The organism is Streptomyces sp. NBC_00986, assembly GCF_045162565.1.
In the GTDB taxonomy this organism is placed as follows: domain Bacteria; phylum Actinomycetota; class Actinomycetes; order Streptomycetales; family Streptomycetaceae; genus Streptomyces.
In genome coordinates this window covers 6,401,607-6,418,681 of record NZ_CP108733.1, presented here as the reverse complement: position 1 = coordinate 6,418,681, position 17,075 = coordinate 6,401,607, and the positions used below count along the sequence as shown (strand labels likewise).

At 72.7% G+C, this 17,075-nt stretch carries 10 protein-coding genes and 1 pseudogene; 4 read left to right on the top strand and 7 right to left on the bottom strand.

All coding sequences use genetic code 11. From position 1 onward, the window contains the following. The first annotated feature begins 21 nt into the window (after positions 1-21). The gene (locus tag OG504_RS28600; RefSeq protein WP_405992371.1) at positions 22-1,323 is read left to right on the top strand and encodes an MFS transporter; all 1,302 of its coding nucleotides are present in this window, start codon (positions 22-24) and stop codon (positions 1,321-1,323) included. Between the two features lies 1 nt (position 1,324). Here OG504_RS28600 and OG504_RS28595 read toward each other — a convergent pair whose 3' ends face one another. Then, positions 1,325-2,983 carry a SpoIIE family protein phosphatase gene (locus OG504_RS28595; protein WP_405992370.1) on the bottom strand — a complete coding sequence of 553 codons (1,659 nt, stop codon included), beginning with the start codon at positions 2,981-2,983 and terminating at the stop codon, positions 1,325-1,327. A gap of 214 nt (positions 2,984-3,197) precedes the next feature. Continuing rightward, positions 3,198-4,565 carry an NAD(P)/FAD-dependent oxidoreductase gene (locus tag OG504_RS28590; RefSeq protein WP_405992369.1) on the bottom strand — a complete coding sequence of 456 codons (1,368 nt, stop codon included), beginning with the start codon at positions 4,563-4,565 and terminating at the stop codon, positions 3,198-3,200. Positions 4,566-4,942: 377 nt separating this feature from the next. On the opposite strand from OG504_RS28590, the gene OG504_RS28585 reads away from it, so the two are divergent. Both OG504_RS28585 and OG504_RS28580 read left to right on the top strand, forming a co-directional pair. After that, positions 4,943-5,710, top strand: a complete 768-nt coding sequence (locus OG504_RS28585; RefSeq protein WP_405992368.1) for a TetR/AcrR family transcriptional regulator — start codon at positions 4,943-4,945, stop codon at positions 5,708-5,710. Between the two features lie 515 nt (positions 5,711-6,225). Further along, positions 6,226-8,139, top strand: coding sequence for a sigma-70 family RNA polymerase sigma factor (locus OG504_RS28580; RefSeq protein ID WP_405992367.1), 1,914 nt, complete (start codon positions 6,226-6,228; stop codon positions 8,137-8,139). Here the strand turns inward: OG504_RS28580 and OG504_RS28575 are convergent. Then, positions 8,126-11,380, bottom strand: coding sequence for a BTAD domain-containing putative transcriptional regulator (locus OG504_RS28575; RefSeq protein ID WP_405992366.1), 3,255 nt, complete (start codon positions 11,378-11,380; stop codon positions 8,126-8,128). The genes OG504_RS28580 and OG504_RS28575 overlap by 14 nt on opposite strands. A 224-nt stretch (positions 11,381-11,604) precedes the next feature. On the opposite strand from OG504_RS28575, the gene OG504_RS28570 reads away from it, so the two are divergent. Then, on the top strand, positions 11,605-14,622 hold the full coding sequence (locus tag OG504_RS28570) for an AfsR/SARP family transcriptional regulator (RefSeq protein ID WP_405992365.1): 3,018 nt from the start codon (positions 11,605-11,607) through the stop codon (positions 14,620-14,622). A gap of 74 nt (positions 14,623-14,696) precedes the next feature. Here OG504_RS28570 and OG504_RS28565 read toward each other — a convergent pair whose 3' ends face one another. The 4 genes and pseudogenes from OG504_RS28565 to cysK all read right to left on the bottom strand — a co-directional run. Further along, positions 14,697-14,852, bottom strand: a complete 156-nt coding sequence (locus tag OG504_RS28565; RefSeq protein ID WP_405992364.1) for a hypothetical protein — start codon at positions 14,850-14,852, stop codon at positions 14,697-14,699. A gap of 40 nt (positions 14,853-14,892) precedes the next feature. After that, the gene (locus OG504_RS28560; RefSeq protein ID WP_405992363.1) at positions 14,893-15,876 is read right to left on the bottom strand and encodes an acetyl-CoA carboxylase biotin carboxylase subunit family protein; all 984 of its coding nucleotides are present in this window, start codon (positions 15,874-15,876) and stop codon (positions 14,893-14,895) included. After that, the gene (locus OG504_RS28555) at positions 15,873-16,088 is read right to left on the bottom strand and encodes a 4-oxalocrotonate tautomerase family protein (protein WP_405841516.1); all 216 of its coding nucleotides are present in this window, start codon (positions 16,086-16,088) and stop codon (positions 15,873-15,875) included. Before OG504_RS28555 ends, OG504_RS28560 begins: the two co-directional genes overlap by 4 nt. A 39-nt stretch (positions 16,089-16,127) precedes the next feature. Further along, a pseudogene (gene cysK / locus OG504_RS28550) lies at positions 16,128-17,048 on the bottom strand (cysteine synthase A); the annotation flags it as partial. Positions 17,049-17,075: the final 27 nt, after the last annotated feature.

The following is a 17,075-nucleotide window of genomic DNA, read 5'->3' as shown; positions in this document are numbered from 1 at the left end:
TACCGAGACTGACCAACTCACATGATTGAGGTGAACGTGACCAGGGCGATGGGCGCAGCGATGCGCCGGATCCACGTGGGAAACGCACTCAGCGCGTTCGGGCTCGGCTTCACGGTCCCCTACCTGTACGTCTATGTGGCGCAGGTGCGGGGCCTTGGAGCCATGACGGCGGGTCTCGTACTCGCCGTCTTCGCCGTGGCCGCGCTGATCGTGCTGCCGTTCGCCGGGCGAGCCATCGTCCGGCGCGGTCCCCGACCGGTTCTCCTCGTCGCCCTGGTTCTGGCCGCCGTAGGGTCGATGAGTCTGGGGCTGGCGGGGAGTGCGACCGCTGTGTTGCTGTCGGCTGCCGCGCTCGGGGCCGGGCAGGCCGTGATGCAGCCGGCGCTCGCCACGATGATCGTGGAGTGTTCTACGGCGGACACGCGCTCGCGTGCCTTTGCCATGCAGTTCTTTCTGCAGAACCTCGGGCTCGGTGCCGGCGGGCTCATCGGCGGTCATCTGGTCGACACGACCAGCGCGTCCTCGTTCACGCTGCTCTTCGGGATCGAGTCGGCGATGTTCCTGGTGCTCGCCGGTGTGATGGCGACCGTACGGATGCCGCACTCGCCGGTCATCGGTGACGCTCCCGCGCAGTCGTCCGCCAAGGGCGCCTGGAAGCAGTTGCTCGGCAACCGGGCCATGGTGCAGCTGAGCGTGCTCGGCTTCGTGCTGTTCTTCGCCTGCTACGGGCAGTTCGAGTCCGGGCTGAGTGCGTACGGGGTCGAGGCCGCCGGTATTTCCACGTCCGCGCTCGGGACGGCGCTGGCCGCGAACACCGCGATGATCGTCGTCGCGCAGTTCGCGGTGCTGAAGTTCGTCGAGCGGCGTCGGCGCTCGCGCGTGATCGCGGCCGTAGGAATGATCTGGGCGCTGGCCTGGGTCACGGCCGGGTTCGCGGGGCTCGGGCACGGGAGTCAGGAGATGGCTACGGCGGCCTTCGTGTCGACGTACGCGCTGTTCGGGCTGGGGGAGGCGATGTTGTCGCCGACCGTCGCTCCGCTGGTGGCCGATCTGGCGCCGGAGGGGATGGCCGGGCAGTACAACTCGGCCTTCGCCCTCGTCAAGCAGCTCGCGCTGGCTGTCGGGCCCGCGGTGGGCGGGCCGCTCGGGGCTTCGCTGCCGGGGCCGTATGTCGTGACGTTCTTCTTGTTCTCGCTGGGGATCAGCCTGCTCGCCGTGAAGCTGGGGCGGCAGTTGACCGCCGTACAGGATCAGCCTTGGCGGGCGAAGGGGAGTCTGGTCGTCGCTCGCGGGAGTGTGGAGCCGGTCGGGGTCGAGGCGTAGGTCACGCCGGGGGCGTCTTGGGGAGTACGAACTCGCACCAGACGGCCTTGCCTCCGCCCGGTGTGCGGCGGGAGCCCCAGTTCGAGGCGATCGTCGCGACGATCGCGATGCCTCTGCCCGACTCGTCGGCCGGTTCCGCGCGGCGGCGGCGGGGCAAGTGGTCGTCGCCGTCCGTCACTTCGACGATGAGGCGGCGGTCCGTGCGGCGGAGGCGTAGGCGCATGGGTGGGGTGCCGTGCTGGAGGCTGTTGGCGACCAGTTCGCTTGCCGCCAGGACGCCCAGGTCGTGGAGTTCGGTGGGGAAGCGCCAGCTGGTGAGGACTCCGGAGGCGAAGGCACGCGCGCGTGGGGCCGCTTCGACTCCGCCGAGCAGCTCCAGGGCCGCGTTGCGGAAGAGGTCGCCGGCCGGGCCGGTGCGGGCCGGGTGCTGGAGGACCAGGACGGCTACGTCGTCGTCGTGGTCGGCGGTGACGCCGAGCGAGCGGACCAGGCGGTCGCAGACGACCTGGGGAGTGCCGGTGGCGCCGGCCAGGGCGCGCTCCAGGGAGGCGATTCCCTCGTCGAGGTCCTCGTCCCGGCGTTCCACCAGGCCGTCCGTGTAGAGGACCGCCGTGGAGCCGGGGCTGAGGGGGATCGAGCCCGAGGAGTGGATCCAGCCGCCGGTGCCGAGCGGGGGGCCGGTGGGTTCGTCGGCGCGCTGGACCGCGCCCGTCTCGTCGCGGACGAGGATCGGGAGGTGGCCTGCCGAGGCGTAGACCAGGCGGCCCTCGTTCGGGTCGAAGATGGCGTACACGCAGGTGGCGATCTGGTTCGCGTCGATCTCCGTGGCGAGGCCGTCCAGGAGCTGGAGAACCTCGTGCGGGGGCAGGTCGAGGCGGGCGTACGCGCGGACGGCCGTGCGGAGTTGGCCCATGACCGCTGCTGCCCTGACGCCTCGGCCCATGACGTCGCCGATGACCAGGGCGGTGCGGCCGCCGCCGAGGGTGATCACGTCGTACCAGTCGCCGCCGACCGCCGCCTCGGTGCCGCCGGGCTGGTAGGTGGCGGCGATGCGCAGGTCGTCGGGCTCCTCCAGCTCCTGTGGGAGCAAGGAGCGCTGCAGGGTCACTGCTGTCTCGCGCTGGCGGCGTTCGCTGGCGCGGAGGCGTTCGGCGGCCTCGGCGTGGTCGGTGACGTCGGTGGCGAAGATCAGGACGCCGCCCTCGGCGGTGTCGGCGCTCACGGCGACCGGGGTGCACGTGAACGTGTACGAGCGGCCGCCGGGTGCCTTGCGGGACTTGAGGGTGCGGGGCTTGCCGCTGCGCAGGACCTGGTCGAGGAGCGGGAGCAGGCCCAGTTCGTCCAGCTCGGGGAGGGCCTCCCGGGCCGGGGCGCCCAGGGGGCGGGTGCCGAAGGCGGCTGCGTAGGCGTCGTTGACGTACGCGATGCGCTGGTCGGGGCCGTGCACCAGGGCGACGAGGGCCGGGACGCGGTCGAGGACCTCGCGGACGGGGAGGTCCTCGACGGCGGGGACCGGCGGTGGCTCGTCGGTGAGCTGCTCGGCGCGGGCCGCGGGCACGGAGCCTTCTCCCCGCCGGTCCGGGGTGACCGTGTGGTCGGTCCGCGCTGCGGCGCGGCGCTGCGTTCCGGGGAGCCGGGCGCTCCAGCGCGTGAAGTTCACGAATCCTTGCCTCGTGTAGGTGTTGTCGGCCCGCTCCGGACCCTGCCGGGGGTCCGGGGGTTGGCCCCCGGGGGATGCAGCACAGTGGGGAAAGCCTCTTGGGTGAGAAGGGCGAGCGCGGGCCCGCCCGAAGTCGTGGACCAGTCTGGCAGTGTGACCGACCGGAGCGACATTCGTCAGACGCCTCGGCGGCCGGTGGAGTTCCTCGGTCCGGTCAGTTCGACCCCTTCGGGTCGTGTGGAGGCTTTCCACCGGCCGCGAGTTCGAACTCCGCTCGGGGATGTTCGAGTGAACCGAGAGAAACGATCTCCCTCTTGAAGAGCCCCGCCAGGGTCCATTCGGCGAGCACACGGGCCTTGCGGTTGAAGGTGGGGACCCTGCTCAGGTGGTAGACGCGGTGCATGAACCAGGCAGGGTAGCCCTTCAGCTTCCGTCCGTAGACCTGCGCGACGCCTTTGTGCAGTCCCAGGGAGGCGACCGAGCCGACGTACTTGTGGGCGTACGTCCGAAGGGGCTCGCCCCGCAGGGAGTGCGCGATGTTGTCGCCGAGGATCTTGGCCTGGCGTACGGCGTGTTGGGCGTTGGGGGCGGTCTCGGTGCCGGGGTCGGAGGCGGTGACGTCGGGGACGGCTGCCGCGTCTCCCGCTGCCCACGCGTGCGTGACGCCCTCGATCGTCAGCTCGGCGGTGCACTTGAGGCGGCCGTGCGCGTTGAGCGGGAGGTCGGTGGCGGCGAGGACGGGGTGGGGTTTCACGCCGGCCGTCCACACGAGGGTGCGGGTGGGGAACTGCTGGCCGTCGCTGAGGACGGCGACGCGGTCGACGCAGGATTCGAGGCGGGTCTCCAGGAGGACCTGGATGTTGCGGCGGCGCAGCTGGGTGATCGTGTAGGTGCCCATCTCCTCGCCGACCTCCGGGAGGATGCGGTTCGAGGCTTCCACGAGGATCCACTTCAGGTCGTCGGCGTCGACGTTGTGGTAGTAGCGCACGGCGTAGCGGGCCATGTCCTCCAGCTCGCCGAGCGCCTCGACGCCGGCGTAACCGCCTCCTACGAAGACGAAGGTCAGGGCCGCGTCGCGGATCGCGGGGTCGCGCGTGGAGGAGGCGATGTCCATCTGCTCGATGACGTGGTTGCGCAGGCCGATGGCCTCCTCGACGGTCTTGAAGCCGACGCCGTGCTCGGCGAGACCGGGGATCGGGAGGGTGCGCGAGATCGAGCCGGGGGCCAGGACGAGTTCGTCGTACGCCAACTCCTCGGTGCCCGTGCCCTCTTCCTCGGTGGCGAGGGTGCTGAGGGTCGCGGTGCGCTTGCCGTGGTCGATGGCGGTGGCCTCGCCGATGACGACCCGGCATTGGCCGAGGACGCGGCGCAGCGGGACGACGACATGGCGGGGGGAGATCGAACCGGCGGCGGCCTCGGGGAGAAACGGCTGATACGTCATGTAAGGGTCGGGACTGACTACGGTGATCTCGACCTGCCCGCGCTTGATTTCACGTTTCAACTTCTTCTGAAGGCGCAGGGCTGTGTACATCCCGACGTAGCCGCCACCGACAACGAGAATGCGCGCGCGTTCCTTCACCATCCCATGACGCACCCGGCGCTTGAGTTTGTCCACAGCCTCGACAAATTGTGTGACCGGCGACGGAGGGCGCGCACGGGCGCCGGAATTGCCGTCGCGGCGGGCAGGTTCGCAGGTCAGTGGGGGTGATCGGGGTGGTGCCCCGGGGTGCAATCGGGACGTATGCGACCCGTACTCCGATCGGGGGGCGCTCCGTGCGGAACCTGCCCCTTCTGAATTGACCCCCTCTCAACTATGTTCGTGTGTCGACGGGGTGAAGGGGGATGTGCTCAGCGAGTCCGCGAAGAGCGGGGCTCGCGAACCGGGCTTGTCTCACGATGCTCCGGCTGCCGATGGCGGGGAGTCTCCGGGGGGAGACGTCATTAACCGGGGGAACGTGTATGCATATTCAGGATTCTCATTGGACATCCGCGTCAGCCGTCGCATCCGGCGGCGCGGTCGGAACGGCGGCGAACGGACGCGGGGACTCCTCGCGGACGACGCCGTTGCGGGTGGACGCACAGCGCAATCTGGAGCACGTGCTGCGGGCGGCGCGTGAGGTCTTCGGCGAGCTGGGCTACGGCGCGCCGATGGAGGACGTGGCGCGACGCGCGCGGGTCGGTGTCGGCACGGTGTACCGGCGCTTCCCGAGCAAGGACGTCCTGGTGCGCCGGATAGCCGAGGAGGAGACCTCCCGACTGACCGACCAGGCGCGTTCGGCGCTCGGCCAGGAGGACGAGCCGTGGTCGGCGCTGTCGCGCTTCCTGCGGACGTCGGTGGCCTCGGGCGCCGGGCGGCTGCTGCCGCCGCAGGTGCTGCGGGTCGGCGTCGCCGAGGAGGGTGAGGGTGCTGCCCTCCTCGACGAGGCGCGGGTGCCGCAGCAGCGGACGCAGCCGGGCACGGGTGAGCTGCGGTTGGTGCCGGAGGAGTCCTCGGGGGCTTTGTCCTCGGAGTACGACGCCGGGGCGACCGCGCTGCTGGAGGTCGTGGGGCAGCTGGTCGATCGGGCGCGGGCTGCGGGGCAGTTGCGGGCGGATGTCTCGGTGTCGGATGTGCTGCTGGTGATCGCTACGGCAGCTCCCTCGTTGCCGGATGCCGCGCAGCAGGCGGCGGCGTCGGCGCGGTTGCTGGACATCCTGTTGGAGGGGTTGCGGTCGCGGCCGTTGTGAGGGCGGCGGGGTGACTCGGCGGGCGATGGAGTGGCGCCCGGTGTCGGTGCGGGCGTCTTCTGGGGGCTGCGCCCCCAGACCCCCGTCGGCGCTGAAGGGGCCTCGTCCTCAAACGCCGGACGGGCTGGATTTTGCCGACCCGAGTCGAAGAGCTGCCGGACGGGCCGATTGATGCCGGCCTGCGTTGAGAGGTGCCGGACAGGCTGAATTTGCCGGCCCGCGTTGGCACGGTGACTCGAATAGGTGACTGTGGGGCGCGGGTACCGCACCGCCCGCGCCCCTCGTGACGCCAGGGAACGTTCCGGGCATTTCAGTCACCGTCACCAACTCCCTTTCCGGGCGCGACAGTTGAGCCTTCCCCGGAGGGGTGAACGCTAGTACTGCGGTGCGGGAAGTCCCCACGGATGAGTGGATGGTCCGTACGACGGGGTCCTGAACAAAAGCCAATATGGCTACGCTGACCCGGTGTTCGGGACTGGTTGGACTGGCTTGGCAGGCGGCGGGGGCTTTCCGCGATGAGCGTTGACGGGCGGGACGAGTCACTGGGTGACGGTGACCCGGAGGCCGGTGGGCTGACCTCACCACAGGTGCCGAGTCAGGGCGGGCCCAGTGGTCTCCCCCCGGGTTTCGAACCCGGCGAGGGCAGCGTGCCGCCGCAGCGCGAGGGGAGTGTGCTGCCTCCGCCGCTGACGCCGTTGGAGATGCCGGCCGCCGACGCCTCGCTGATCGAGCGGATGCGCGCCGGTGACGACACGGCGTACGAGGAGCTGTACCGGCGCCACGCTGACGCCGTGCGCCGGTATGCGCGGACTTGTTGCCGGGACGGGCACACCGCCGACGATCTCACCGCCGAGGTGTTCGCCCGCATGTTGCAGGCGGTGCGCGGCGGTTCGGGGCCCGAGCACGCCGTACGCGCCTATCTGCTGACCTCGGTCCGGCGCGTCGCCGCGAACTGGACGAAGTCGGCGAAGCGGGAGCAACTCGTCGACGACTTCGCGGTGTTCGCCGCGCAGTCCGCTCGGGTGTCGGAGGTGTCGGACGACGACACGATCGATCTCGGCGCCGATGTCCGGGCCATGCACGTGGCCGAGCAGTCGATGGCGATGCAGGCCTTCCGGTCGCTGCCCGAGCGCTGGCAGGCCGTGCTGTGGCACACCGAGGTCGAGGACGAGTCGCCGAGCGAGGTCGCCACGCTCTTCGGGCTCGACGCCAACGGCACGCGCGTGCTGGCCAGTCGGGCCCGCGAGGGTCTCAAGCAGGCCTATCTCCAGGCCCATGTCAGCGCGACCCTCACCGACGACGAGGAGTGCGCGCGCTACGCCGACCAGCTCGGCACCTACGCCCGCCGCCGGCTGCGCACGCGTGCCGAACGGGGGCTGCGCAAGCACCTGGAGGAGTGCGCCAAGTGCCGGCTGGCCGCGCTGCAGATCGAGGAGGTCGCCAGCGGTATCCCGGCGGTCGTCCCGGTCGCGGTCATCGGCTGGTTCGGCGCCGCCGGGTACGCCAAGGCGGTCGCGCTCATCGCCGGCGGTGCGAGCGCGGGCGCGGCCGGTGCCGCGGGCGCCGCGGCCGCTGCGGGCGGGAGTTCGTCCGGCAGTGCCGGTGCCGGGGGCGCGGCTGCCTCCGAGGGGCTCGGCGCCCCGGTGAAGGCGGGCATCGCGGCCGGTGTGGTCGCCACGGCGGCAGCGGCGGCGATCGCCCTCGCGCTGGCCGGCAGCACCCACACCCCCGCGAAGAAGCCCGAGGCGAAACCGGCACCCTCGTCCTCGCCCATCGCGAAGCCCGAGTCGACGCCCCCGACGCCCCCGAAGAAACAACCCGCCCCGGAACCAGCGGTGTTGAAGCCCCGGCCGACACCCACTCCGCCCCCCACACCCAAGCCCACACCCCGGGCGAAGCCCACACCCGCCCCGAAGTCCACCCCGACTCCGAAGCCGACCCCCAGGCCCACCCCGACGCCCACGCCCACCCCGACCCCGACACCCCCACCCGCGCCGACGATCTTCCAGGTCAGCGAGCTCTCGTACAACGTCAACGGCGACGGCACCGCCCCGGAGATCCAGCTCGGCCAGAGCAGCTGGGTGTGGCAGCGCTACGGCGTCTCGATCGGCGGCACGCGCTACGCGCACGGCGCGACCGTGCACGGCCGGTCCTCCGTCACGATCGACCTCAACCGCCAGTGCGTCTCCTACGACGCGACGGTCGGCGTCGACGACATGATGCTGGGGATCGGCAAGGTGTACTTCGCGGTGTACGCCGACGGGGTGCGGCTGTGGCGGTCCGGGGAGATCGACGGCGGGGATCCCGCGGTGCCGGTGCATGTGAACATCGCCGGGCGCAGGACCGTACGGCTCGTGGTCGAACCGCACAGCTCCTTCGACAACCTGGCGCTGGCGGACTGGGCGGAGTCGAAGTTCACGTGCCAGTAGGGCGCGGTGCCGGGGCGGGCAGCTCCGCCAGGACCTCGTCCAGGGTGAGGGTCTCGCCGCGGGCGCGTTCGGCGGCGTAGCGCTCGGCGCCCAGGGCGGTGCGGGCGACGGCCTCGGTCTGCTCGACGCGGGCGCGCTCCGGCATGGGGCGCGGGTGGCCGCCGCGCCAGTGGTCGCCGGCGGCCAACAGGCGTACCGCGCGCGGGAGTTCGCCGAGGTCGGCGGAGAGCAGGGCCGTCTGGTCCACCAGCATCGCGATCAGCGCGTCGGCGCAGTCCTGGTCGACGGCCTCGCGCAGGGTGGCGGTCATCAGCTCGCGGCCGCGTGCCGGGCCGGACTCGGCGGCGGTGACCAGGGCGGCGACCGCGTTCAGGCCGGCCCTGAACTGCGGTGGGGGTGTGCCCTTCTGGCTCTCCGTCGTGGCCAGGTCGCTCAACTCCCGTGCGCGGGCGACCTGTCCGTCCTCCAGGGCGATGTGCGCGCGCAGCATCAGGACGAAGGTGCGGGCGTCCGCCACGCCGTGCCGGTCGGACTCCTCGGTCGCCCGGTCCAGGCCCGCCAGCGCGCCGTCGCGGTCCCCCGCGCGGAAGGCGAGTTCGGCGAGGCGGGCGATGAGGAACGGGGTCTCGGTGTTGGCGCCGACCTCGTAGGCGAGCGCCAGTGCCTCCTCGTACTCCGTCCGCGCCTCCTCGAAGCGGCCGCGGACCATGGCGGCCTCGCCGACCGCGCTGGACACCTGGGCGCGCACCCAGCGGTCGCCGACGCGTCGGCAGAGCACCTTCAGCGCCTTCAGGTCCTCGTCGATGCCGGCCATGCCGCCCGGTGAGTCGACGAGGAGGTGGGTGCGGAACATCAGCATGACGGCGTTCTCCCAGTCGCCGCCGTGGGCACGGGCGTTGACGACCGCCGCCTCCATGGCGGGCCGGATGTCCATCGACTCGGTGAGGAAGTAGGCGGTGAGCGGCCAGATGAGTCCCGGCATACGGGCCGACTGCGGGCCTCCGGCGGCGAAGTACCCCTGGATCAGCTGCATGTACTGCCACATGCGCTCGTCCCGCAGGCCGTCCTCCGTCCGGCCCAGGAGCTCGGACTCGGCCCTGAGGAAGAGGTTCAGCAGCCGGAGGTCCATCCGCCGGGTGTGCAGGGGGTGCCGGGCGTCCGCCTCCGGGTCGGCGACGTAGGCCTCGTACGGGTCCTGGGCGGAACCCTCCGGTGTGGCCAGGTCGAGGACGCGGATCACCCATTCCGCGCCCTCGGTGCGGTAGTTGCGCAGCCACCAGAACCAGCCGACGGCGAGGACCAGGGCGCTCGCCTCCACCTCGTCGCGCGCGGCGACGGAGCGGGTGAGGGCCGTCCGGATGTTGTCCAGCTCGGTCTCCAGGCGGGCTATCCACGGGAGTTGGTCGCCCGAGCGGAGGAGCGGCTCGGCCTCCTCGACGAGGGCGAGCACCCACGCGCGGTGCCTGCGCTCGGCGGCGGCGCGCAGCTCGGGGGTCTCGGCGGCGCGCTCCAGGGCGTACTCGTGGATGGTCTCCAGCATGCGGTAGCGCATGCCGCCGTCCGTGTCCCCGGGGGTGGCCACGATCAGGGACTTGTCGACCAGGGAGCCGATGAGGTGGGCCGCGGGGCCGGTGCACACGGCCTCGGCCGCCGCGAGGTCCCAGCCGCCGGCGAACACGGAGACCTCGCGCAGCACCGTGCGCTCCGGCTCGTCGAGCAGTTCCCAGGACCAGTCGACGACGGCACGGAGGGTCTGCTGGCGGGGCAGGACCGTGCGGCTGCCGGAGGTGAGGAGGCGGAAGCGGTCGTCGAGGCGGTCGGCGATCTGGCGCGGGGTGAGCAACCGGAGCCGGGCGGCGGCGAGTTCGATGGCGAGGGGCAGACCGTCGAGGCGGCGGCAGATCTCCGCGACCGCCTCCGTGTCCTGGAGGACGGCCCGCGCGTCGGGGCGGACGGTGGCGGCGCGCTCGGTGAAGAGGCGGTGCGCCTGGTCGGGGACGAGGGGTTCGACCGGGCGCACGGACTCGCCGGGGACGCCCAGGGGTTCACGGCTGGTGGCGAGGATCGTGAGCCCCGGGCAGCGGGTCAGGAGGGTCTCGGCGAGGTCGGCCACCGCGCCGATGACATGTTCGCAGTTGTCAAGGATCAGGAGTCGGCCGCGCGAGGCGCAGTACTCCACCAGCAGGGCGACCGGGTCGTCCTGCGTGCTCACCAGCTCGGTGGTCAGCAGCGCGGTCTCGCGCAGACCGAGGGCACTGACCACCGCGCCCGGCACCGCCTCCGGCCGGTCGAGCCGGGCCAGCTCGACGAGCCACGCCTGCGGGAGCCCGGCGGCGGCTTCCTCGGCGAGACGGGTCTTTCCGGAGCCGCCCGGTCCGGTGAGGGTGACGAGGCGGGCCCTGTGCACTTCGGAACGGATGGCGGCGATCTCGGGTTCCCGGCCCACGAAAGAGGTGAGACGTGGACGTAGGTTGCCGTTGCGTTCGAGCCGTCCCGGTGCCGGGGGCGTCGTACTCGCCGGTGCCGTCGAGGTGAGCAACTCCCCGTGCAGGGCGCGGAGTTCGGGCCCCGGGTCGGTGCCGAGCCCCTCGGCGAGCGCGCGCCGGGCCGCCTCGTACGCGGCGAGCGCGTCGGCCCCGCGGCCACAGGCGCGCAGGGCGCGGATGAGGAGGGCGTGCAGAGGTTCGTCGTAGGGATGCGCCGCGGTCAGTTCCTTCAGTTCCGGTACGACGTCGGCGGCGCGGCCGAGCAGCAGGTCGGCTTCGGCCCGCGCGCGGGTCGCCTCCTGACGCAGCGCGTCCGGGCGGGCGGCGGCGGAGCGGTCCGGGAGGTCGGCGAGCGCGGGCCCGCGCCACAGGGCGAGCGCTTCGGCGAGGTCGCGGGCGGCGGTGGTCGCGTCGCCCCGGTCGAGGGCGGCCGTACCCCTGCGGGTGAGGTGTTCGAAGACGAACAGGTCGACGTCGTCCCGGGTGGCCGCGAGACGGTAGCCGCCGGGGTCGGAGGCGATCGCGTCTTTACCGAGGGTGCGGCGGAGGCGGCCGACCAGGGCCTGGAGGGCGGCCGGGGCGTCCTGGGGAGGGTCGTCCGCCCACACCTCGTCGATCAGGGTGCCGAAGGGGACGATCCGGCCCGGGCGCAGGGCGAGCGCGGTGAGCAGGGCGCGCAGCCGCGCACCGCCGAGGGATACGCCGGTGCCCTGTTCGTCGTCCGCCCGGGTGCTGCCCAGGATTCTGTACCGCACCGGACCATTGTCGCCGGGCGGGCGGGGCGGGGGCACGGGGTTTCGCGGCGGGGCGGACGGATGGGGTGGTTTGGGGTGTGCTGCCCATCACCTCGCGGGTCGGTACAACGACTGTCTGTGAACAGTTAATGTCCGTATACAGCCAAAGCCTTCACCTGGGCCTAGGCTGCGCAGCCGAAGCCCCTACCTGGGCTTCGGCACGTTTCATGGGGGCAGGGGACGCGTTGACCGGAGCAGCACCGCAGGCTGTGCACTTCAACATCCTGGGCGCGCTGGAGATCTGGGCCGACCAGCAGCGTCTGCGGCTCGGCGGGCCGATCCAGGAACGGGTCCTCGTCACCCTGCTGCTGGAGCCCGGACGTGTCGTGCCGGTAACGCGTCTCGTCGAGGCCGCGTGGAACGAGGAGCCGCCCGCGACGGCCGTCCACCAGATCCGCAAGGCCGTCGCCGATCTGCGCCGCCGGATACCCGGCGGGGCCGCACTGCTGGTCACGGACGGGCCCGGCTACCGTGCCGCCGTCGCCGACGAGCAGCTCGACCTCAGCCGTTTCACCCGGCTCACCGGCGAGGCCCGCGAGCAGTTCGCCGCGGGTGGTGCCGCCCGGGCCGCCGACCTGTTGCGCGGGGCGCTCGCGCTGTGGCGCGGGCCCGTCCTGGCGGGCTCCGGGGGCACCACCCTCGACGCCGCGGCCACCGCCCTCGACGAGCGCCGGCTGGCCGCCGCCGAGCAGCTCTTCCAGCTCCGCCTCGACCAGGGCGAGAGCGGCGAACTCGTCGTGGAGCTACGCGGGTTGATCGTCGAACACCCGCTGCGCGAGACCCTGCGCGGCCAGCTGATGCTCGCCCTGTACCGCTCGGGCCGGGCCGCCGAGGCCCTGGAGGAGTACGGCCGGGTGCGCGACCTGCTCGTCGCGGAGCTCGGCATCGACCCGGGCCCCCGGCTGACCAAGCTGTACGAGGCGATCCTGCGCGACAGCGACGAACTGACCGGCCCCGAACCGCAGTTGCCACCCGCCGCGGGACCGCAGGTCCCCGCCACCGCTCCGTCACTGTCCACGCTCCCCTACGACCTCTCGGACTTCACCGGCCGCGAGGAGGAGCTGCGCACCCTGCTGCGGCACGCCGCCGAGCCCTGTGACGGGACGCGGATCGTGGCCGTCGACGGCATGGGCGGCAGCGGCAAGACCTCCCTCGCGGTGCGGGCCGCCCACCAGCTCGCCGAGCAGTACCCGGACGGGCGGCTCTGCTTCGACCTGCGCGGCTACTCGCCCGGCGAGGAACCCCTCCAGCCGACCGCCGTGCTCGGCGCGCTGCTGCGCACCCTCGGCGTCCCCGACCAGCGCGTCCCCGAGGACGAGGGCGGCCGGGCGGCGCTGTGGCGGGCCACCCTCGCGGGCCGGCGGGTGCTGCTCCTGCTGGACAACGCCAGTGACTCCAGCCAGGTCCGGCCGCTGCTCCCGGCCTCGCCCGGCTGTCTGGTCCTGGTCACCAGCCGGGCGCGGCTGATGGACCTGGACGGCGCCGAGTGGATCTCGCTCGGGGTGATGCCGCCCGAGGAGAGCCTGACCCTGCTCGCGGAGACACTCGGCGAGCGGCGGACCTCGGCGGAGCCGGAGGCCGTCGCCGAACTGGCCGAGCTGTGCGGCCACTTGCCGCTGGCCCTGCGGATCGCGAGCGCCCGGCTGCGCAACCGCCAGCGCTGGACCGTGCAGTACCTGGTCGACCGGCTGTGCGACGAGACACGGCGGCTGGGCGAGCTGAGTTCGGGCGAGCGCAGTGTCGCGGCGACCATCCAGCTGTCGTACCAGGCGATGGAGGAGGAACACCGCCGGGCCTTCCGGCTGCTCGGGCTGCATCCGGGGACCGAGGTCGACGTGCACTCCGGCGCCGCGCTGCTCGGCACGGACCGGCACACCGCCGAGGACATCCTGGAGCGGCTCCTCGACGTGCATCTGGTGCAGCAGCACACGCTCGGGCAGTACACGCTGCACGATCTGGTGCGCAGCTTCGCGCAGAGTCTGCGCACCGACGCCGCCCGGGCCACCGACCACGCCGCGCTGGAGCGGGTCCTCGACTACTACGTGGCGGCCTCCGAGCAGGCGTGCGCGGTGCTGTTCCCGCGCCGGGCCCGGCATGCCACACCGGCCCCCGCGGACGTGGCCGAACTGCCGCCGCTGCACGGGGTGGAGCAGGCGCGCGGCTGGTTCGACCAGGAGCACTCCGCGCTGCTGTCCGCGGTGACGGTCGCCCATGAGCAGGGCCTGGACGTGCAGACCGGGCAGCTCGCCCGCAACGCCATGTTCTATCTGAACCTGCGCGGCTCGTTCGACGAGTACGAGAACGTGGCCGTCCTCGCCGTGGCCTCCGCCCGCCGGCTCGGCGACCCCTCCGCGCTGCGCGCCGGACTGTCCAACCTGACGTCCTCGCACTGGAAGCTCGGCAAGTTCCGCGACGGCCTCGCCTCGGCCGAGGAGGCCCTGCGGATCGCACGGTCGGCCGGTGACGTCCATGGGCAGGCCGTCAGCCTCGACCAGTTGGGGCTGCTGCACAGCTGCCTCGGTCATCTGAAGGAGGGCCGGGACAACCTGGTCCGCAGCATCGAGCTGCACGAGAACGCGATGCGCAAGGAGATGGCCCTGTGCAACCTCAGTACCGTCTGCGCCTGGCTCGGCCGGTACGAGGAGGCGGCGGCCGCGGCCGAGCGGGCCGTCGAGCTGCGCCGCGCGCTCGGTGAGCCGGTCAGCCAGATCCCGGCCCTGAACGACCTGGCGATCGCCCTGCTCGGCCTCGGCGAGCCCGAGCGGGCCAGGGCGTGCCTCGGCGAGGCGATGTCCGTCGGGGACGAGTCCTCGTTCCCGGAGGACCTGGCGCTCACCCTCGCGCTCGCCGCCGACGCCGAGCAGCGCCTGGGCCGGCAGCGCGCCGCGTCGGCGTACGCGGAGCAGGCCCTGGACCTGGTGCGGGAGCGCGGTACGGCGCTGCGGTGCTGTGACGTCGAGAACATCGTCGGCCGGATGCACCGGCAGCGCGGCGCGCACGCGCAGGCCCTGGAGCTGCACCGGAGCGCCGCGCGGCGGGCCGGCGCCATCGAGTACCGGGTGGAACTGGCCCGCGCCCACGACGGGATGGCGCACGCGGCCGCCGCGCTCGGCGACGGCGCGACGGCGCGCCTGCACCGCACGCAGGCCGACGAGCTGTTCGCGTCGATGGACATGCCCGCCATGTCGGAGGGGCCCGGCTGACCCTCAACTGCCCACGACGGGGCTACGGTTGTGCCCCGCACCCGGACGTACGGGTGCGGGGCACTGTCGTGCCGTCAGCCGGAGATGAAGTCCGGGCCGCCGTTGTTCAGCGGGGCCGCCACCACCGTGTCGGGGCCGCCGTTGTTCGCCGGCAGATCCGTGGCCGTCCCCCAGCCCAGTACCAGAACCGCCGCCACGATCCCTATGAGCCCGACCGTCTTCCTGCGCATCGCTCTTCCCCCCTGTGGTGGTGATGTCGTTCGACGTCCCTCATGGTGCCGTCGAGCGATCCCGAAGCGATACCGTGCGAGTACCGCTGGTCACCGGCTGTTCCCGGGCGAGGGTGCGGAACAGCCACAGGTCGGGATCGAACCCCCCGCCGGCGCGCGGGAGTCCGGGATCACGGCAGACGAAGGACGCCTCGGCGGCGACCACGCGGGCACCCCGCTCGGTGAGCACCAGCCGGATGTACGCGAGCCCGGAGCGGTAGTCGGCGAGGTCGAGCAACGCCCGTGCCGCCGACCGCAGTTCGGACCGCACCTGGGTGTCCAGCGGAGCCGGGTACAGCTCGGTGACGGGTCCGCCCGCAGGGTGCCGGGCCGTGAGGGCGAGGACGTGGTGGGCGCCGTCGACCGTCAGGGTGTGCACCCCGAAGACGGGTCCGGCGAGATACTCCTCCAGCAGGTAGGGTCCCGGCGCCGCGTCCACCTGCCGGCGGGCCGTCCAGGCCGCCAGGTCTTCCGCGCAGCCGATCCGGGTGACGTGGTGACCGCCCGCCGCGTCGGTCCGCTTGACGACCAGCGGCAGCCCCAACGCCCGCACCAGAGCCGGGACTTCCCCCACCGACCGGGCTTCTCGGGCGCGCACCACCGAGCGGCCGTCCTCGTTCAGCAGGCGGCGCATCGCGGTGCGGTCGCAGATCCGGCGCACGGACTGCGGGCTGGTCGTCGACGGCCCCGCCGCGTCGGCGGCGGCGCGCGCGGCGGCCCTACGGCGCCGGTCGCCCAGGTGCAGCACCTGGGCGATGCCGTGCCGGCGGGCGGTCCTGCCCAGCAGGGCGGCGAGGGCCACCGGCTCGCCGGTGTCGGTCAACAGCAGGGCCTGCGAGAGCCGTTCGGTCTCGGCGAGGCAGTGCGGTGCGCACAGCGCCGGGTCCTGCACCGACCAGACCCGGAACCCGGCGGCCACGGCCCTGACCACCGAGGTGTGGCAGGGCTGGACGAGGAGCAGCCGCCGGTCGGCTCCGCACCTCACGTGTCGGCCGACGACCGGTCCGGTCCGACGAGTTCGTCGGCGAGGGTGCCGCCGCTGCCCCAGTGATCGTGCGCCACGTCCCGGACGAGGACGGTCACGGCCTCCTTGGGACAGCCCGCGATGCGGGAGGCGGTGGCGGTCAGTTCGGCCACGAGTTCGGCGCGGGCGGCACGGTCGTTGCCCTGCCACCAGTCGACGGTGATCACCGGCATGTCAATGCTCCTTGCTGTCAGGGGTGTTGGGGTGGTGTCGTCCTGCCACAGGCTGAGGTAGCGCTCGCCGGTGTCGGGCAGCACGGTGACGACGGTCCGGCCCGCGTACTCGGGCTTGGCGACGAGCCGGGTACAGGCGTGCACGGCCGCGCCGGAGGAGACGCCGACGAACACGCCCTGGCCGCGCGCGAGTTCACGGGCCGTGTGCAGGGCGTCCGCGTCGGGCACGGTGACGACCTCGTCGATGAGGGAGACATCGGTGGTGGCGGCGACGAAGCCGCCGTTCAGGCCGGGGATGCGGTGCCGGCCCGCCGAACCGCGCGACAGCACCGGGGAGTTCTCCGGCTCCACCGCGACAACGTGCACCGCGGGGTTGCGCTCCTTGAGGTAGCGGGCGATGCCGGTCAGGGTGCCGCCGGTGCCGACCCCGCACACCAGGACGTCGACCCGGCCGCCGGTGTCCGCCCAGATCTCGGGGCCCGTCGTCTCGTAGTGCGCGCGGACGTTGTCCTCGTTCTCGTGCTGGCGGGTGAACCAGGAGCCTGGTGTGGCCGCGTGGATCTCCTCGGCGCGGGCGATCGCGCCCTGGTAGCCGGTCTCGCGCGGGGTGCGGACGACCTCGGCGCCCAACGCACCCAGCAGGGCGGTCCGTTCGGCGGTGGCGCTGTCGGGCAGCACGATCACACAGCGGTGGCCGCGCGCGGCGGCGAGGGCGGCCAGCGCGATGCCCGTATTGCCCGAGGTCGCCTCGACGACTGTGCCGCCGGGCCGCAGTTCGCCGCGTTCCTCGGCGGCCCGCAGCATGAACAGGGCGGCCCGGTCCTTGATGCTGGACAGCGGGTTCACGGACTCCAGTTTGGCCAACACCCTTACACCGTCGGCGGCTTCGTCAACGCGCAGGCGGATCAAAGGAGTTGAGCCGACCAGGTCGGCGATGCTGTCGGCGATGGGCTGGGGCACGGTGTCCTCAAGGGTGTCAGGAGTGGG